Here is an 18543-nt window from a genome sequence, read left to right as displayed (position 1 = left end):
ACAATAGGCCCATCAAAGTTGAATGATCTTCTTGGTTTTGCCACCATATCCAAAGCACGTCTTTTTCACACCCTCAATCGAGGTATTTCCATGCCATCAGAATTTTCCCGCCTGCTGCCCGACGCCCGTGCATTTTTTAATGAGCTGGCCCAAGACAACTCCCGCGACTTCTTCCTTGCCAACAAACCACGTTACGAGGCTGACCTGCGCGCGCCTGCACTGGCCATGCTCGACACCATCAGCGCCGATTTGCAGCGCGCCCACGGCGCGACGCCCACGCAAAAACTCTTTCGCCCCCACCGCGACGTGCGGTTTTCTAAAGACAAAACCCCCTATCACCTGCATCTGCACATGCTCTGGTCCACCCCTCCGGTGGGTTGGTTTCTTGGCATTGGCCGCGATTACCTTTCGGTCGGCGGTGGCGTCATGGGATTTGACAAAGACGGCCTGATAGACTGGCGCGAGGCCGTTGATGGTCCCAAAGGCGAAACCCTCGCCGCGATCATCTCGGACCTCCAAAGCAAAGGGGCTCGTCTGGATGAGCCGGACCTCAAACGTGTGCCCGCACCTTATGACAAGGACCACCCACAAGGCGACCTGCTGCGCCGCAAGTCCATGACAGTGTGGTTTGACCTGTCCGACGCGGATGTGACCAAACACGGGCTGCATTCGGCAACAATGTCGGTGTTTGACACGCTCACTCCGCTGCAACGTATTTTGCAAAAAATTCTGTGACCCTTTGTGCCCCTGCCAGCGTTCGCGCAGGTTTCAAACAAAAAACCCGCCGCCCCAAAACGGGGCGACGGGTCATTTCACTGTCCAATTGGCATAATCAGCCTTTGCGGGCGTCCGGATGCAGCGCGGTGCCCAAAATGTGCTCTGACTTGTGGATCACATGGCTCGCCTCATTCACGATCAGTGGATCCGGTGCTTTGATGGTTTTCACATCCTTGCCCGGATAATCGAGCGAATCCAGAAAGTGCAGCATACAGTTCAGACGCGCACGCTTTTTGTCGTCGGATTTGATCACCGTCCAAGGTGCATCTGCAGTGTCCGTATAAAAGAACATCGCCTCTTTGGCCTCGGTATAGTCGTCCCACTTGCTCAGCGACGCCTTGTCGATCGGGCTCAGCTTCCACTGTTTCAGCGGATCATTGGCCCGGCTCTCAAAACGGCGTTTCTGTTCTTCTTGGGTGACCGAGAACCAGTATTTGTACAGCCGCACACCAGAGCGCACCAACATGCGTTCAAAATCCGGGGTCTGGCGCATGAATTCCAGATATTCGGCGGGTTCGCAGAACCCCATGACCCGCTCCACTCCGGCGCGGTTATACCAGCTGCGGTCATACAGCACCATTTCGCCCTCGGTGGGCAGATGCTGCACGTAGCGTTGGAAATACCACTGACCACGCTCTGACTCAGAAGGTTTGTTCAATGCCACCACACGCGCCGCACGCGGGTTCAGGTGTTCGGTAAACCGCTTGATCGTGCCACCCTTGCCCGCTGCGTCGCGGCCCTCAAACAGCATCACAAACTTTTGGCCGGTGTCCTGCGCCCACAGCTGCACTTTCAACAGCTCAGCCTGAATCTGCGCTTTCTGCCGCTCGTAAACCCGACGCGACAACTTCACGTGATACGGATATTCGCCCCGTTCAAAAGCCGCGCGAATGGCTTCCTCAGACGGCTTCTTGGCGCGCGCAGGCGGGGTAAGCGGCGGCGCGTGTGGTCCCGATTGCAACGCACCGTTTTCCTTCTGCGTATCCTCTGGCTTGACCATTCATGTCTCCTCTTGTCCCAAATTTACACTTGGACTAACCGATTTCGCGCTTGTCTGCTTTGACACAGCGCAAACCTCGTTACCTATTTGTTACCTGCACCAATCTGCCAGTTTTTGAACCCAACGTCACTTTCGTCTGCCGCAGGTGCATTTTCGGTTTTTTTCGCTTTAAACTTCCGCCATGCAACAGGAGGACTTCTGATGACAAGAATGATGAGAGCTGCGCTTGTGTCTCTGACAATGGCAACACCCGTTCTGGCTGAAAACCGGATCGACCAAATTCGCCCCGACGCGCCAGAACTGGCAGCGCATGGCGACCACGTTGTGGGGGTAACCACCCGCACCTTTTCCAACCCCGACCAGATCGACGTGCTGAACTCGACCGCGGACGCATTGGCGACCTACTCGCGCGATCTGACAGTCGAAATCTGGTATCCGGCAGCTGAGGGCACCACGCCGGGCGGCACGTATACGGCGCCACTGCGCGACCCCTCCGTTCAAGTCACTCTGCACGGTCAGGCGGCGCGCGACGCCGATCCCGCATCCGGCGAGACCTTCCCGCTGGTGGTGATCTCCCACGGTTATCCCGGCAACCGCTTCCTGCTGAGCCATCTGGGTGAAAACCTTGCCTCCAAAGGCTACGTTGTGGCCTCAATTGATCACACCGACAGCACCTATTCCGATCAGGCGGCTTTTGGCTCCACGCTTCTGAACCGTCCAATCGACCAGAAGTTCGTGATCGACAGCATGGCGGCGCTTGATGGCCCCATCGGGTCCATCACAGACGCCAACACCACTGGCGTTATTGGCTACTCTATGGGTGGCTACGGCGCACTGATCTTCGGCGGAGCAGGTCTTGTGGCCGGCGTCGAAGGCTCACCTTTCGCGCCACCAAAAGGCGCCTTGATCCACAATGTCGCGGGTACCGACACCCACGAAGCGCTGGTTGACGAGCGTGTTAAAGCGATGATCGCCATCGGTCCTTGGGGCCGCAACTATGGCCTCTGGGACGACGCGGGCCTTGCCGGCTTGCGCAAGCCGACGATGTTGATGGCGGGTTCCGTGGATGATGTGTCCGTATATGATGCCATCCGTCAGATATTCACCAACACCAAAGGCACCGACCGTCACCTGCTGACGTTTGAAAACGCCAACCACAATGCTGCCGCCCCCATGGCCTCCCCTGAGGAAGGCTGGGCAATTTCTGAGGCCCTCGGTTTCCCGGCGTTTGAACACTATGCGGATGCGGTTTGGGACAACACGCGGATGAACAACATCACGCAACACTTCTCTACCGCCTTCTTGGATTTGCACCTCAAGGCTGACGCAGACAAAGCCAGCTATCTTGAGCTTGTCCCGTCCTCCAACGACGGCGTCTTCTCGGCAGAAGAAGACGGCACCCTCAAAGACGACCACACCTATTGGGCGGGCTTTCCCGCGCGCACAGCCGTGGGTCTGAAATTTGAGACTCTGAAAAAAGGCGAATAAGCCAACCAAAAACTTTGGTTGACCAATACTGCACGCCAAAACACCCCGCCAGTCGGGGTGTTTTTTTGTTTGGGCACAGCCACTCAAACGCAAAACGCATCTGTGCGATCAAATTCCTTCACCTGATTTCCGCAGCTAAACATCTATTAACAAGTTGCGCCCTAAGGTTCTCCATAATTCAAAAGAGGACCCAAATATGAAGTTTTTTACTGTCACTTTGACCGCCGCGGCCTTGGCACTTCCCATCGGCACAGCACACGCTGAGACCCTGAAAATCATGGCGGCCGACCTGCCACCAATGGTCAATTCCGACGGCACGGGCCGCGAGGCAGAAGTTGTTTCCAGCGTCATGCAACACTGCGGCTACGACGTCAGTTTTGAGTTGCAGCCATTCACACGTCACTGGGCTTCATTTGACAACGGCGAGGGCGACGCAGTGATGACGGTACCTACCGGGATGCCCATGGCCGGCACACAAAGCAAAACATATGTGTCGTACCAAAACGGCGTGTCCTTTCTGGCGGACTCGGGGCATGACATCGGCTCGCTTTCTGACCTGAGTGGCATGAAAATTGCTGCCTTCGAAGGCGCATCCGGCATCCTACCGGGTCTGTCCGACACCGTAGACTCCTTCGCCTCCTACCGCGAAATGGCCGATCAAGAGACCCAAAGTAAGTTGCTTTTGGGCAAGCGTGTCGACGGTATCCTTGGGGACGGTATGCTCTTCGCCGCTTACATGACCAACCTGCGCATCGCCGGAGCAGCGAGCGGTGTGGACGCCAACCAACCGGTCCAGTTCCGTGCAATATTTGAACCGTCCACCTATGCGATGAACTTCCGCGACCCGGAGATTGCCGCCAAGTTTGACCGATGCTTCTCCGAACTCGAAGCAGACGGCACGATTGCCAAAATTAACACAAAGTGGGTCGACAAATATCGCGACACTTTGGCGGACGACTACCTCTCCATGTAGTGTGAAACGATGCACCGGCCACGATCCGGCCTCCCAACGGGTCTGGCCTCGCGCATCGGTTCGCGTCCACCCTTTGCGCGCCCCTGCACACCCTGTGCAGCTTGGGCGCGCAGCCCTGCCTCTGGCAAATGCCTCGCAGACACTCATATAATGTGTGCGACGCCAGCCACGATTTCAGCCACGCGCGCTTTGTTCACACTTTCAAGGAGCCCGCATGACAACTCAAAACACCGCAACAGCCGCCACTGAAAACGCCAGCCGCTATTTGCAGCAACTCTGCAAACACTGGTCGCACAAATGCGAAACCGAGTTTTCTCCAGAGGCCGGCACCGTCGTCTTCCCCGAAAACCGTGGAACGCTGTCAATGCAAGCCAGCGAAAGCAGTCTCACCATGACGATTTCTGTGCCCGACCCAACCAACCTTGCCAAAATGCAAGACGTGGTCGACAAACACCTTCTCCGCTTCGCGTTCCGCGAAGATCTGGCGATCAACTGGGCCTAAGCCCTGCCCGCAATCGCTGTGGCTGCTCTTTCCCGCGCATTGGCGGCGCTTCGCACTTCCCCCCCTCGCCGTCCCCTGCCATAATGTGCGTCAAACAACACCAATAAGAGCAGCCACAGCATGTCCAACGACCTTTTGGCCGACACCAAAACCAAAGAATACGACGCCTCCTCCATTCAAGTTCTCGAAGACATGGAGCACGTGCGCCTGCGCCCGGGCATGTATATCGGCGGCAAGGACGATCGCGCGCTGCATCACATGGTGGCCGAAATCGTCGACAACTCGATGGACGAGGCTGTGGCAGGTCATGCCACGTGGATCGAAATCGAGCTGCACGAGAACGGCCATGTGTCCGTGCGCGACAACGGGCGCGGCATCCCCACCGATCCACACCCAAAGGATCCCAAGAAATCCGCGCTTGAAATCATCTTTTGCACATTGAATGCGGGCGGCAAGTTTTCCGGCGACAGCTATGAAACCTCAGGCGGTCTGCACGGTGTTGGCTCTTCGGTTGTGAATGCGCTCTCAGATCACCTGCGCGTCGAAGTGGCCCGCAACAAAGAACTCTTCGCGATGGAATTTTCCCGAGGTGTGCCACAGGGCAAGCTCGAAAAAATCGGCTCCGCCCCCAACCGACGCGGCACAGCCGTGACCTTTCATCCCGACCCCGAGATTTTTGGGTCTCTCAAACTCAAGCCCGCCCGCCTTTTCAAGATGGCACGCTCCAAAGCCTATCTCTTCTCCGGCGTCGAAATCCGCTGGAAAACTGCGATTGTCGATGGCGACACCCCGATGGAGGCCAAGTTCCACTTCCCCGGCGGTCTTGCGGATTACCTCAACGAAACCCTGTCCGGCGCGACCACCTATGCCGACACCCCGTTCTGTGGCACCGTGTCTTTCGAGAAATTCAAAGCGCCGGGCAAAGTTGAATGGGCCATCAACTGGACGCCCTCACGCGACGGCTTCATCCAATCTTATTGTAACACCGTCCCCACCCCCGAAGGCGGCACCCACGAGGCCGGCTTCTGGGCCGCGATCCTCAAAGGCATCAAGGCCTACGGCGAGTTGGTGAACAACAAAAAGGCCGCGACCATCACCCGCGAAGACCTGACCACAGGCGCCGGCGCGCTGGTCAGCTGCTTCATCCGGGAGCCGGAATTTGTCGGCCAGACCAAAGACCGCCTCGCCACGGTTGATGCGCAACGCATGGTGGAAAACTCCGTGCGCGATCACTTTGACAACTGGCTTGCGGCTGACAACAAATCCGCTGGCGCCATTCTTGATTTCCTTGTGCTGCGCGCCGAGGAACGCCTCAAACGCCGTCAGGAAAAAGAGACCGCACGTAAAACCGCCACCAAGAAACTCCGCCTACCGGGCAAGCTGGTGGATTGTTCCGCCACCAACCGCGACGGCACGGAACTCTTTATCGTCGAGGGCGACTCCGCGGGCGGCTCCGCCAAAATGGCCCGCAACCGCAAAACCCAGGCGCTGCTGCCCCTGCGCGGCAAAATCCTCAATGTGCTGGGCGCCGCAGGCTCCAAGATCACCACCAATCAGGAAATCAACGACCTGACCCAAGCACTTGGCGTCGGCCTTGGTTCACGGTTCAATGTCGACGATCTGCGCTATGACAAGATTATCATCATGACCGATGCGGACGTCGACGGCGCCCACATCGCAGCCCTGTTGATGACCTTTTTCTACACCCAGATGCGCCCGATGATCGACGCCGGCCACCTCTACATGGCCTGCCCCCCGCTGTTTCGTCTGACGCAGGGTGCCAAGCGGGTCTATTGCGTGGATGAGGCCGAAAAAGACGCGTGGCTGGAAAAAGGCATCGGCGGCAAAGGTCGCATCGACGTGTCCCGCTTCAAGGGTCTTGGGGAAATGGACGCCAAGGATTTGAAAGACACCACAATGAACCCCGAAAGCCGCAAGCTGATCCGCATCACAATTGACGAAGACGAGCCCGGCGAAACCGATGAATTGGTCAGCGACCTGATGGGCAAAAAGCCCGAGAAGCGGTATCAATACATCCAGGAAAACGCGCGGTTTGTGGAGGAATTGGATGTTTGAAATTTGTTGAGTTTCTGCAGGTTGAATGGTCGGTTCTCTCGAACGCACCGTTCTCTTTCTTGGGTTTGTCCGTTCTTTCATTTTTCGGCGGATTTGTTGTTGCGCGCTACTTAGCCAGTGAGCGCTTAGCTACCAAAGACGCTCAACTTGAACTTGCAGAAAACAAACTGAACGACTTTAAAAGTAAACTTGACGTAAGTTCGCCTGACGATGCCAAACGCCGTTTTGACGAACTTGTAACTACGGTCGAGGATCTGAAGCAAAATCTCTTAGAGCTTTCGCCACGAACTCTCTCAGAAGATCGAAAGAAACGACTTACCGTTGCATTAAAGCCGTTTGCAGGGTGCGGCGTGTCTATAAGCCGAGACGGAACTTATGCAAATGGCGCGACACTTTCTAGTGACCTTTCCGCATCCTTTAAAGAAGCGGGATGGAGTACGTCTCACCCAATGTTATTTGGCCCCAGACAATTACCGGCTTGCGGGGTATTGGTGTCCAGGAACTCCGAATTGCCAAACGAAGCGGCCTACAATGCTCTAATCAAGGCTCTGTTTTCTGCAAAAATAGACTTTGAGGAGGCTGAACCAAGAAAGTTTCCTCATGAGAAAGGCGCTGTAGCCGAAATCACCCTGACCGCCCCCACAAGTTAAAGTCTAGGACGGTAACGTTGGGCCTGCCAGCAAATCAGCTAGTAGCGCCTGACCCGAGGGTGGGTGCGGAACGCGCCCTCCCATGGGGGAGGGTCGGGCGCGGCGGAATGCTTTGCATTCCGCATAGGCTCTCAACCGGAAGTCACCCTTATCAATGACAATGCAGTGGCTTGGATCCTGCGTGGCAGCACTGGCCCGGAGGCGAACTTTTTCGACATCCCCCGCCATGATGCACCGTGCCATCGATTGTGATCGAAGGTAGTGCGTTTTGCGCCAAGGCAAAGCTTGGGGCAGTTGTCGAACAAATCGCAGCAACTGCGATAATTAAAGCCTTCATGTTAATCTTCCTTAACGAATGATTAACAATCTAAAGATGAACAACTCACCTACTGCAAGCGTAAAATACGTATTCAACATTGAGCATCACGCCCACCCTGCCAAACTCCTCGCCATCCTCGTCCACATGCCCCCGCCGCGCGCCTTCCTTCGCCGCCTCCCTAACTCACCTCCGTAAGCTCAAAATGCATCCCGTCCTTGCGGTTGGTATAATGCCCGCCCCAGTAAAACCCGTGCGCGTTGGCGATCTCCACCAACTCGCGCACCGATCCGGTCTGTCCGCAAATCGCGGGTCGGTCGCCCAGCCAGTTCCACGTGGTACAGATGTCAAAAGCCGAGCCAAACGAATGGTTGCTCAACTTCGTGGTTGCACTGCTCTGGCGAGTTGAATGCCCCCCCGATCCGTCGGGCGCACCGCCACGAATGTAGCGCGACACGTAACACCCGGCATAGCTGATCACCAAATGCATCAGGTCCGCCTCTTCCCAGGCGTCCATCAGGCCCAGAATCGCGGGCTTGGCGTATTTGTGACAGCGGAAATACCCGTTGTAGCTCGCCGCAAACTGCATGCGGTCATCCGGCACGTTGGTGATGAATTCCTCTTCCCAATCGTTAAACGCCCCGTCGCAGCTGCCCTTGATGACAATCGACTCTTTGCTGCTGCGTTGATGCAAAGGCTTCTGCAGGAACTCAAAGCATTTGAACAACTGGTTGCGCCACGCGCTGGACGGCGAGGCAAGCCCCGACGGTTTCGGCGGCCAGGTCGACGAAGATCGCTGGGCATAATAGTCGCCGTTCAGGATACTATATCCCGCCCCCTCAGCGGCTGCCAAAGTCTCCTCATCGACTCGACCATGCGCGCTCAACCCTTGTTCCATCTGAAAGATTTTGGTGCCCAGTTCGGTGTTCCCCCCAAAGGAAGAATCCACCACGCCAACCTGCACAATGCCGCGTTTCAAAAGGAAATATTGCCAACGTTGAACCTCTGCGGGCATGTTGTTGCCCGCGCGCGATAATTTAAACATCTCAAATCCACCTCTCTAAAAGGGAGTAATTGTAGCATATTTACCCTCAAAGTAGAATTCAAACTTGCCCGCTGCGCATTGCCCCCTTTCCAAAACCCCCCTACCTTTCCCCCATGCGCCTCCTCGCCCTCATCCTCGCCCTCCTTCTCCCCGCGACAGACGCCTTCGCGCAGGCCCGCAAGGACTCTGTGCGCCATCAAAACAACCACCTCTCCGTGCCGCTCAACAAACCGCGCCAAGCCCCCACCCCGCGCCAATGGCCGCAAAACCAACCCCGCACACAGCTGTTCTGTGACCAATACGCCCGCGCCGCCGCCTCCGACGGTGGCCGCATCCAAGGCGCACAAACCGGTGTGACCTTTGGTGAACAAACCGGCTACGTCGCCACCCGCGACCGCAAACAGGCCGAGGCACTTGGCATGATCGGCGGCACCATCGGCTCTGCCGCAGGTGCGCAGGTTGACCGCAATTTTTACAATTTTCACCTTCGCGAATGCCTCAACGGCGGCCGCCTGATCACCACCCCGAAATAGCGCATTTCCCGCCTTGCTCCACGCCGCTGCAATGCTAGGCTCACCCCATGCGCGCGACCTTGCTTCTTCTTTGCCTTTTGCTGATTTCCTGTGGCCGCCCGCTAACGGAGTCAGAACGCGCGTTCATGGCCGATCTTGCCGGTGGCTCCTTTGATGCCGACCCCGTGCGCATCACCAAAAACGCCCCGCTTGGCGTGGCCACTTTCACCCGACAGACCCGCCCGCGTCTGGCCTGCCGCGAACGTATCTTTCCGCCGCCCACACCCGGCCCGGTCACCACATCGCCGGCAGGCGTCGTGCTTTGGAACCATCTCTATACATCCGAGAACTGGTCCGTGCCGAACTACATGCCCGCCTATCCGGACAAGATTAACCTCAATGCCGCGATGTATTTCGCCCATGAAATGGTGCACGTCTGGCAATGGCAGAACCGCGACCTGACCGGATACTCTCCGTGGAAAGCCGCCGAGGAACACCAGATCACCGACGATCCCTATCTGTTTGAGGTCACCGAGGACGCCAATTTCCTGACCTACGCCTATGAACAACAGGCCAGCGTTGTCGAAGAATACCTCTGTTGCGTGTTGCTCGATCCCGACGCCCCGCGCACCAGACGCCTCACCGAACTGGTCGAAGAAGTCTTTCCGGCCCAAAGTCTTCCCAAACCGGATCAGGTGATTTTGCCTTGGGACAAGGCCCAAACTCGCGGCATCTGCCGCTGAAAATGACACTGTCGCGATACCGACGTCATACCGACGCGATACAGCCAGCCTTTTTGTTGCATTTCCGCGCCCCCGCGGCCAAGACTTCTGCCAACAAAAAAGACAGGGAGTCACCCCGTGACAGAAACAATGATCGCCGTAATCGGCGGCTCCGGCATCTACGACATCGATGGGCTTGAAGACGCCACATGGCAGGCCGTCCATAGCCCTTTTGGCACCCCCTCAGACGAGATCCTCACAGGCCGCCTGAACGGCGTGAAAATGGCCTTTTTGCCGCGCCATGGCCGTGGTCATGTGCACACGCCTTCGTCCGTTCCCTATCGCGCAAACATCGACGCGCTGAAACGTCTTGGCGTGACAGATGTGATCTCTGTGTCGGCCACAGGTTCCTTCCGAGACGACATGGCGCCCGGTGATTTTGTCGTTGTAGATCAATTCATTGACCGTACCTTCGCACGTGAAAAATCATTCTTTGGACCCGGGCTTGTCGCCCATGTCAGCGTCGCACATCCCACCTGCCCGCGCCTTTCTCAGGCTTGCTTTTCGGCAGCCAAAGACGCCGGAATCACTGTGCATAAAGGCGGGACATATATTGCGATGGAAGGTCCCCAATTCTCCACTTTGGCGGAATCCAAAATGTACCGCGAAAGCTGGGGCGCGGATGTGATCGGCATGACCAACATGCCCGAAGCCAAACTCGCCCGCGAAGCCGAGCTTTGCTACGCCTCCGTGGCGATGGTCACGGATTATGACAGCTGGCACCCCGACCACGGCGAGGTCGATGTGTCTGAAATCATTGCGATTTTGATGGGAAATGCCGACAAAGCCCGTGACATGGTACGTCGTTTGCCCGACCTTCTGGGTGTAGACCGCGCACCTTGCGAGCACGGTTGCGACCGCGCGCTTGAATTCGCCATCCTGACCGCGCCCGACAAACGCGACCCCGATATGGTGGCCAAGCTCGATGCTGTGGCAGGTCGTGTTCTGGCCTAGGCGCTGGACAGCACAAAAAAACCAATGCTTGATGGGGCCTGCACATAAACCGCAGGCCCTCGTGACATGCCCCTAGACCTCTGGCTGACCTTCGTCGCCGCCTCCACCGCGCTTCTATTGATCCCCGGCCCCACCATTCTGTTGGTGCTAAGCTATGCTTTGACCCAAGGGCGCTCCGTGGCCGTTGCCACCGCAGCAGGTGTTGCTCTTGGGGATCTCGTCGCGATGACAGCATCCCTGCTGGGACTTGGCGCCATCGTCATGGCTTCCGCCACCGCCTTCATGATGCTGAAATGGGTCGGTGCACTTTATCTGGTTTGGCTCGGGGTCAAGATGCTGCGCAGTGCCAATCAAGCCACGCTCGGCGACCTTGCAACTGCGGGGTCAATGCCTGCCAAAGGCGTTTTCACCCATGCTGCCGCAGTGACTGCGCTAAACCCCAAAAGCATCGGCTTCTTCATCGCCTTCGTACCGCAGTTCATCCAACCCGCGCAGCCGCTTTTAATGCAATTTATCATTCTTATCAGCACGTTCGTGATCCTTGCCGCCGTAAACGCTCTGGCTTACGCTCTGCTCGCGGATCGGTTGCGGGCCCGCATCTCGCGCCCCGCTGTTATGCGCGGGCTCACCCGGGCGGGCGGCATCACTTTGATTGGAATGGGGGTTCTGACAGCCACCCTGAGGCGGGCGGCTTAAAGACCACTTAGTCCTCAGCGTGTTCTTTCATGAACTCGCGAATAAAGCGGCGGATCTCACGGGCAGCGCTGGTGTCGAGATCTTTGCACAGATCGACAAATGCATCCCGCTCCTCTTTGTCCAGTCGCAAAACCAGCTGGCTGTCCTTCTTTGATTTACGTCTGGCCTTATCCTTAACCTTTTGTTTGGATTTGGCATTCATCGTTTCATCCGAGGTATCGTCGTGTTTTCCCAAATCGATGGTCCCGTCACAAAAGGTTGATTTTCCTTCGCCGCGTATATACATTAGTTATACAAAGCAAAGCAATAATACATCGTAGCAGTTTTTTTTGAGGGCATCTTTATGAATTTGAACACAGCCAAACATCTTCTCGTCCGCGATCGCATGGACTGGCACAAACCGCACGCAAACTGGTTGGCACAAACCATGTACCGCTTGCGCCGCTTCCGCAGCCAATAAGGCCGTTACGCGACAGGCCCCTTGCGCCTGCGCCTCGCATTTGTCAAAGCTGCCTCCGTAACTAATCTTCGGGGAACGGCATGCCCAAAAGCGCAAACGTCAAAGACTACATCCGCACCATCGTGGACTTCCCTCACGAGGGCATCATGTTTCGCGACGTGACCACCTTGTTCGCGGACCCGCGCGGGTTCCGAATGGCGATCGACCAAATGCTGCATCCCTATGCGGGCACGCGGATCGACAAAGTTGTCGGCCTTGAGGCGCGCGGTTTCATCCTAGGTGGCGCGATTGCGCACCAGCTTTCGGTTGGCTTTGTTCCGATCCGCAAGAAAGGCAAACTGCCTGGCACGACGATCAGTCAAGAGTACAAACTCGAATATGGCGAAGCCATCGTTGAGTTGCACGACGACGCAATTCAACCTGGTGAACAAGTGCTTGTTGTGGATGACCTTTTGGCGACAGGCGGCACAGCTGAGGCAGGGATCAAGCTGATCGAACGTCTTGGCGGCGAGATCATCTCATGTTCTTTCATCATCGACCTGCCTGAGTTGGGCGGCCGCAAGAAACTCGAAGACATGGGCATGGATGTGCACGTTCTGTGTGAGTTCGACGGCCTGTAAAGACGGTGCCCACCCTCTTTATCCACTCGTCAACGCGCCTACGAGGGGCCTCAAACAGAACCAATCACAGGATGACACCCGGATTCATAATCCCATTCGGGTCCAGCGCGTCTTTAATCGCGCGCATGGCGGCCAAGCGGGTTGGATCGCCATAAGTCTGAAGCGCCGCAACTTTCATACGACCCACGCCGTGTTCCGCGCTGAAAGACCCACCCAATTGGTGCACCAGATCGTAGATGGCGCCACTCACCGCGTGACGGCGGTCATCATAAGTCTCGCGGCTTTCGCCCTCTGGGGGAAACACGTTGTAGTGCAGATTGCCATCTCCCAGATGCCCAAAACAGTTGACACGATAGGGCCCCATCGCCGCCACCTGCTCCCCCGCTTTGGCGATGAACTCAGGCAGCTCACTCAATGGCAGAGATATGTCGTGGCTCGCCACTGACCCAATCGCCTTGTTGGCTATTGGAATGTGCTCTCGCAGGCTCCACAGCGCGCTTCGCTGTGCCTCGCTCTGAGCGATCACACCGTCGCTGACCAGGTCGGCTTCCATGGCCGCACCAAACAGCGCCTCAAGCGTTGCATCGGCCTCCCGGCTCATGCCCACTTCGATCAACACTGACCACTCTGGGTTCGCCTCAAAGGGCAGTCGCACATCCGGCAGCGTGTCGCGCACAAACTTCATACCCTGCCCGTGTAGCAGTTCAAACGCGCTGACGCTCTCGCCCGCCACCTCCCGCGCCAGTGCCAGCAATTCCAACGCCGCTTGCGGCGTTCCAACCACCATCACCGCCGTCGCCACAGACCGTGGTCGCGGGAACAGCTTCAACGCGGCGCCGGTGAGCACCCCAAGCGTGCCTTCGGCCCCGATCATCAGATTACGCAAATCATAGCCCGTATTGTCCTTGCGCAGGCGCGTCAGGCCATTCCAAATCTCGCCATTGGGCAGGACTGCCTCCAGCCCCAGACACAGGTCACGCGCATTGCCATAGCGCAGCACATTTACGCCGCCTGCGTTGGTCGACAGATTGCCACCGATCCGCGCGGACCCTTCTGCTCCCAAAGACAACGGAAACAACCGCTCCGCTGCCTCCGCCGCCGCTTGCACGTCCGCGAGCACACATCCTGCGTCGGCTACGATCACATTCTCCAGTGGATGGACCGCGCGCACATTCTTCATACGCTCAAGCGACAGGACCACCGGTGTCGGGCCGTCTGGCATCACCTGCGCCCCGACAAGGCCCGTACCGCCGCCATAGGGCACCACGGCCACGCGCGAGGCGTTGCAGGCCGCAATAATCGTTGCCACGTCTTTTGTCGATCTTGGCCGCGCCAGAAGGCCCCCTTGGCCAAAATATCGCCCACGCGGTTCTTGCAGGTATCCGTCGCTTGGCGCGCTCAGGGTCGCCTTGGGCAACTGCGCAGCAAGGCGCTCGGCAAACTCGGGAGTGGCTGCATTCAATGTCATGGCAACAGGGGTAATTGTCCTGCCATGCAACGTCTAGGGGTCTTGCAAAAAGCGTGGGTACAAAAGCTTGATTGTCGGCTGCGAAGGCAGAGACCTGAGCGACACCTCGAGGCTGTTGCCCTCAGTGCGATCAATCACATAATCCTCAGACATCCCGGTCAGAAAACTGGTCAACGTCCAATCCTCAAACCAATGCATCGGGATCACCACTTGCGCCCGAAGGCGTTTCAGAACCCGCATCATAGTCGCCGTATCAAGGCTCATGCCGCCGTCCACCGCCGCCATCACCACATCAAGCCGCCCTAGCGCCGCATATTGCGCATCGTTTGGTTCGTGATGCAGATGCCCAAGGTGCCCGATACAAAGCCCGGCAACTTCAAACACAAAGATCGAATTGCCCTTTTCCTCTACGCCGCCAAAGCTGCGAATATCTGTGGACACGTTACGCACCAACATACTGCCAAGATCCAAATGGTGGTCTATCCCTTGCCTGTAGGGACCCCAACCGCGCAACACGTGCGGGATCGCCGGATCAGGGTTGGTTGTCCAATGCGTGTCATGAGCGTGGTTCATGGTGACGACGTCAGGCACCAAATCTGTCACGCCGATAAATCCGGTATAATCAGTGACCACATCTATCCCGTCATCACTCTGGATCAGAAAAGAAGCGTGGCTCAGATAGCTAATCCTAACAGAGTGTTTCTCAACCGGGTCACGATAAGACGCTTTGTGAACAAACGTCACACCCGGCGTTTGGGCCAGCGCGATACAATGGCTCGGCCGTCGCTCCTGCGCGGCCACTGCCGTGGTCATCGACAAACAAAGAAGTATCAAGACAAACCGCATCCGGCGCTCCTTCCTTTTTGTCAGGATAGCAGAAAGAACGCCAAACCGCGCTCACCGTTTTCAAAAGCTGTGTCAACTTCGGTGGTTTGAAAGAACTTTGACGTCTAAAGGTCTGGAAGTAAGCGCGAAAACGCCTCTAGACTTGCCCTGCCGTCGTGCGGCCGCGACGGTCATTGCGCAGCGCAGCATAAAGCACATGCGTGCGCCAACGCCCGTTGATTTGCAGATAGCTTTGCGCGACGCCTTCATATTTGAAACCGGATTTCTCTAAAACACCTCGGCTCGCCACGTTCTCCGGCAAACAGGCGGCTTCGATCCGGCTCAGCTCCATACGCTGAAAGGCGTGATGCACCACCGCTTCAATTGCTTCGCTCATGTATCCTGACCGTGCAAAAGACTCGCCAATCCAATAGCCCAGCGTTCCGGCTTGGGCTGGTCCACGCCGGATATTGTCCAGCGTTATGGCCCCTAAAAGCCGGTTGTCTTCTCGCCGCACCAGAAACAGCGGCACCGCTGTATCATTTGAGATCGAGCGTTGCGCCCAGTAGACTCGGTTGGTGAAACTCTTCCGGCTCAAGTGGCTCGCCGCCCAAATAGGCTCCCAAGGGATCAAAAAATCCGCACTGACTGAGCGCAGTTCAGCCCACTCGCGAAAATCCGAATGCACCGGTGGGCGCAAGATCATGCGCTCGGTGTCCAGCTTCACCTTGCGTCGGTTGATCAACATCAGGCTGCTCGCCTTTGCTGCAGCGCCTCCAACGCCGGAGCATCCGCCACGGGGCCATAAAGCGCCAGCGCCGGTCGCGCCGCGACGGCCATATGTTCGGCAAACCGACGTACATCTGCATCTGTGACCGCATCAATACGCTCAACCGTTTCCGCCAGTGTCGGCACACGGTCCCAAATTGCGATCATCCGCGCCTGACGCTCTGCGCGGCTGGAAGGACTTTCCAACCCCATCAACAGGCCAGCTTTCATCTGGATACGAGCGCGTGCGATTTCAGCTTCGTTCATGTCTTCCGCGGCGCGTTTCAACTCATCAATGGTGATCTGCGCCAGCTCTTCGATTTGATCGCCGCTGGTGCCAGCATAAATCGTGGTCATGCCGGTGTCCGAATATGCGCCGGTCTGGGCATAGATTGAATAACACAGCCCACGCTTTTCGCGCACTTCCTGAAACAGGCGACTGGACATGCCGCCGCCCAACGCGGTCGAATAAATTTGCGCCGTATAGATGTCAGGGCTGCAATAATCCGGGCTCTCCAGACCAAGCGCAAAATGCGCCTGCTCCAGTGTTTTTTCTGTCCGGTACTCACCACCCGCAAATCGCGCGGGCGCCAAAGTGATTGCTGGGCCGCGTTTCAAATGGCCAAACTGCGCTTCTGCCAGCTTGATGATCTCATCATGGTCAATGCCGCCAGCCGCCGAAAGGACCATCCGGTCCGGCGCATAGTGCTCCCTCACAAATCCCGCCAAATCACCTTTGCCGAAACCACGCACATGATCGCCCTCGCCCAAGATCGTCCGACCCAAAGGCTGATCCGGATAGGCACGCTCTTGCAACCAATCAAAGATCACATCGTCCGGCGTATCCAACGCCTGACCGATCTCTTGCAGGATCACGCCGCGCTCAACCTCGATCTCGTCGGGATCAAACACCGGATTGAGGACAATATCACCCACCACATCCATCGCCAGCGCCACATCATCCTTGAGGACACGCGCGTAGTACGCGGTCACTTCGCGGCTGGTATAGGCGTTGATATAGCCGCCCACATCCTCGATCGCCTCGGCAATCTCAAGCGCGTTGCGCTTTCGCGTGCCCTTAAAGGCCATGTGTTCCAGAAAATGGGCAATGCCGTTTTGCTCGGGACGCTCGTGGCGCCCGCCTGCATTGACCCAAATCCCGATGGCAGCAGATTCCAGACCGGGCATATGCTCGGTCACGATGCGAAATCCGTTTGAAAGTGTGTGCAGTTTAACAGTCAACGCTGTGCGATCCGTTCTTTAATAAGTGTCTCCAACGCGCCCAGATCATTGGGTACGCGGGTCACGCTTTCGTCTTTGTCCATCATATCCGCCATATGCGGCGGCAACCCCGGACGTTCCCCCATCGCAGCCTCCACGGCATCCGGGAACTTCGCCGGATGGGCGGTCGCTAGCGTGATCATGGGCGTGGCCGACAAGTGGTCATTGCCCACCTTTACCCCAACCGCGGAATGCGGGCAAAGCACTTCTCCGCATGCCTGATATTCGTCAGCAATTGTGGCGCTGGTTTCCTCTTCCGAAGCCCGTCCGCTATCAAATTGGTCACGCAGGGTTTCCATCGCGCCCTGACTGATCGCAAATGTGCCGCCGTTCAACTCGTCCATCAACTGCGCCACGGCTCCGCCGTCACACCCATAGGCATAAAACAACGCGCGCTCGAAGTTAGAGCTTACCTGAATGTCCATCGACGGGCTGATCGAAGGCGTCACACCTTCTTTGGTGTAGGCGCCGCTTTCCATCGTCCGGTGCAGGATGTCGTTCTGGTTTGTCGCGATCACCAAGCGTTCAATCGGCAGCCCCATCTTCTTGGCAATGAAACCTGCAAAAATGTCGCCAAAGTTGCCCGTCGGCACGGTAAAGCTGACCTTTCGATGTGGCGCGCCAAGGCTCACGGCCGAGGTAAAGAAATATACAACCTGCGCCAGCACCCGCGCCCAGTTGATCGAATTCACGCCCGCCAGTTTGACGCCATCGCGAAAATCAAAGTCGTTGAACATATCTTTCAGACGCGCCTGACAATCGTCAAAATCACCGTCCAGCGACAGTGCGTGCACATTGGCATCTTCTGGCGTGGTCATCTGCTTGCGTTGAATGTCACTCACGCGGCCATGCGGGAACAGGATGAACACATCCACATTGTCCAAGCCGCGGAACGCCTCAATCGCAGCTGATCCTGTATCGCCCGATGTCGCACCGACGATGGTCACACGCTCATTGCGCCGCGCCAGCGAGAACTGGAACAGCTGACCGATCAGCTGCATCGCGAAATCTTTGAACGCCAGCGTCGGGCCGTGAAACAGTTCAAGCAAATAGTGGTTCGGCGCCAGCTGTACCAAAGGCGCGCGCGCCTCGTGACGGAAATTGGCATAAGCCCGCGAGATGATACCTTTGAACTCCTCGTCGGTGAAGGCGTCCCCAACGAACGGCCGCATCACGATGAACGCCGCCTCTTCATAGCTCGCACCCGATAAGGCCGCGATGTCATCCGCGCTTAGCGTCGGAATGGTTTCAGGCACATAAAGTCCGCCGTCACGGGCCAAGCCTGTCAGCATCGCTTCTTCAAAGCTCAGTTCCGGTGCATTTCCGCGGGTCGAGATATATTTCACGTCG

The 18543-nt window shown here is 57.1% G+C and carries 19 protein-coding genes; 11 read left to right on the top strand and 8 right to left on the bottom strand.

All coding sequences use genetic code 11. The annotated features are described in order from the left end of the window. Window positions 1-90 precede the first annotated feature (90 nt). Complete coding sequence (locus SHIM_RS07980) at window positions 91-735, top strand: DUF2461 domain-containing protein (RefSeq protein ID WP_054002115.1); 645 nt, start codon at window positions 91-93, stop codon at window positions 733-735. Between the two features lie 97 nt (window positions 736-832). Here the strand turns inward: SHIM_RS07980 and ppk2 are convergent, their stop codons facing one another. Next, window positions 833-1777 carry a polyphosphate kinase 2 gene (gene ppk2 / locus SHIM_RS07975; protein WP_054002114.1) on the bottom strand — a complete coding sequence of 315 codons (945 nt, stop codon included), beginning with the start codon at window positions 1775-1777 and terminating at the stop codon, window positions 833-835. Between the two features lie 201 nt (window positions 1778-1978). Here ppk2 and SHIM_RS07970 point away from each other — a divergent pair, with 201 nt between their 5' ends. The 5 genes from SHIM_RS07970 (at window position 1979) to SHIM_RS07950 (ending at window position 7466) form a co-directional block, all read left to right on the top strand. Continuing rightward, window positions 1979-3265, top strand: coding sequence for an alpha/beta hydrolase family protein (locus SHIM_RS07970; RefSeq protein ID WP_054002113.1), 1287 nt, complete (start codon window positions 1979-1981; stop codon window positions 3263-3265). Window positions 3266-3461: 196 nt separating this feature from the next. After that, window positions 3462-4238, top strand: a complete 777-nt coding sequence (locus tag SHIM_RS07965; RefSeq protein ID WP_054002112.1) for a substrate-binding periplasmic protein — start codon at window positions 3462-3464, stop codon at window positions 4236-4238. 214 nt (window positions 4239-4452) lie between these two features. Then, a complete protein-coding gene (locus tag SHIM_RS07960) occupies window positions 4453-4740 on the top strand; it encodes a DUF2218 domain-containing protein (protein ID WP_054002111.1) in 288 nt (95 codons plus the stop codon). 120 nt (window positions 4741-4860) lie between these two features. Further along, window positions 4861-6816 (top strand): DNA topoisomerase IV subunit B, encoded by a 1956-nt coding sequence (gene parE, locus SHIM_RS07955; protein WP_054002110.1) that lies wholly within the window; start codon window positions 4861-4863, stop codon window positions 6814-6816. Continuing rightward, window positions 6813-7466 (top strand): hypothetical protein, encoded by a 654-nt coding sequence (locus tag SHIM_RS07950; protein WP_054002109.1) that lies wholly within the window; start codon window positions 6813-6815, stop codon window positions 7464-7466. Before parE ends, SHIM_RS07950 begins: the two co-directional genes overlap by 4 nt. Window positions 7467-7963: 497 nt before the next feature. Here the strand turns inward: SHIM_RS07950 and SHIM_RS07945 are convergent, their stop codons facing one another. Beyond that, window positions 7964-8827 carry a M15 family metallopeptidase gene (locus SHIM_RS07945; RefSeq protein WP_054002108.1) on the bottom strand — a complete coding sequence of 288 codons (864 nt, stop codon included), beginning with the start codon at window positions 8825-8827 and terminating at the stop codon, window positions 7964-7966. Window positions 8828-8940: 113 nt separating this feature from the next. Here SHIM_RS07945 and SHIM_RS07940 point away from each other — a divergent pair, with 113 nt between their 5' ends. The 4 genes from SHIM_RS07940 to SHIM_RS07925 all read left to right on the top strand — a co-directional run bounded on the left by SHIM_RS07940 (window position 8941) and on the right by SHIM_RS07925 (window position 11771). Beyond that, complete coding sequence (locus tag SHIM_RS07940) at window positions 8941-9360, top strand: hypothetical protein (protein ID WP_054002107.1); 420 nt, start codon at window positions 8941-8943, stop codon at window positions 9358-9360. Window positions 9361-9485: 125 nt separating this feature from the next. Beyond that, window positions 9486-10082 (top strand): hypothetical protein, encoded by a 597-nt coding sequence (locus SHIM_RS07935; protein WP_241488818.1) that lies wholly within the window; start codon window positions 9486-9488, stop codon window positions 10080-10082. 117 nt (window positions 10083-10199) lie between these two features. Further along, window positions 10200-11075 carry an S-methyl-5'-thioadenosine phosphorylase gene (locus tag SHIM_RS07930; protein WP_054002105.1) on the top strand — a complete coding sequence of 292 codons (876 nt, stop codon included), beginning with the start codon at window positions 10200-10202 and terminating at the stop codon, window positions 11073-11075. 66 nt (window positions 11076-11141) lie between these two features. After that, a complete protein-coding gene (locus SHIM_RS07925; RefSeq protein ID WP_054002104.1) occupies window positions 11142-11771 on the top strand; it encodes a LysE family translocator in 630 nt (209 codons plus the stop codon). Window positions 11772-11778: 7 nt separating this feature from the next. Here the strand turns inward: SHIM_RS07925 and SHIM_RS07920 are convergent, their stop codons facing one another. Beyond that, window positions 11779-12006, bottom strand: a complete 228-nt coding sequence (locus tag SHIM_RS07920; protein ID WP_241488817.1) for a hypothetical protein — start codon at window positions 12004-12006, stop codon at window positions 11779-11781. A 305-nt stretch (window positions 12007-12311) separates the two neighbouring features. Between SHIM_RS07920 and SHIM_RS07915 the strand changes: the two genes are divergently transcribed. After that, window positions 12312-12851: an adenine phosphoribosyltransferase gene (locus tag SHIM_RS07915; RefSeq protein WP_054002103.1), complete on the top strand. Its 540-nt coding sequence runs from the start codon at window positions 12312-12314 to the stop codon at window positions 12849-12851. A gap of 64 nt (window positions 12852-12915) precedes the next feature. Here the strand turns inward: SHIM_RS07915 and SHIM_RS07910 are convergent, their stop codons facing one another. From SHIM_RS07910 to thrC, 5 genes are all read right to left on the bottom strand, one after another. Then, complete coding sequence (locus tag SHIM_RS07910; protein WP_054002102.1) at window positions 12916-14319, bottom strand: FAD-binding oxidoreductase; 1404 nt, start codon at window positions 14317-14319, stop codon at window positions 12916-12918. A 33-nt stretch (window positions 14320-14352) separates the two neighbouring features. Beyond that, window positions 14353-15165: an MBL fold metallo-hydrolase gene (locus tag SHIM_RS07905; protein WP_082358327.1), complete on the bottom strand. Its 813-nt coding sequence runs from the start codon at window positions 15163-15165 to the stop codon at window positions 14353-14355. 136 nt (window positions 15166-15301) lie between these two features. Beyond that, window positions 15302-15892, bottom strand: coding sequence for a GNAT family N-acetyltransferase (locus tag SHIM_RS07900; protein ID WP_054002101.1), 591 nt, complete (start codon window positions 15890-15892; stop codon window positions 15302-15304). Next, window positions 15892-17154, bottom strand: coding sequence for a M16 family metallopeptidase (locus tag SHIM_RS07895; protein WP_054002100.1), 1263 nt, complete (start codon window positions 17152-17154; stop codon window positions 15892-15894). The genes SHIM_RS07900 and SHIM_RS07895 overlap by 1 nt, the downstream gene beginning before the upstream one ends. After that, window positions 17151-18539 carry a threonine synthase gene (gene thrC / locus SHIM_RS07890; protein ID WP_054002176.1) on the bottom strand — a complete coding sequence of 463 codons (1389 nt, stop codon included), beginning with the start codon at window positions 18537-18539 and terminating at the stop codon, window positions 17151-17153. Before thrC ends, SHIM_RS07895 begins: the two co-directional genes overlap by 4 nt. Window positions 18540-18543: the final 4 nt, after the last annotated feature.

This window comes from Shimia sp. SK013 (assembly GCF_001292625.1).
In the GTDB taxonomy this organism is placed as follows: domain Bacteria; phylum Pseudomonadota; class Alphaproteobacteria; order Rhodobacterales; family Rhodobacteraceae; genus Shimia.
This window is presented reverse-complemented; position numbering and strand designations above follow the sequence as displayed.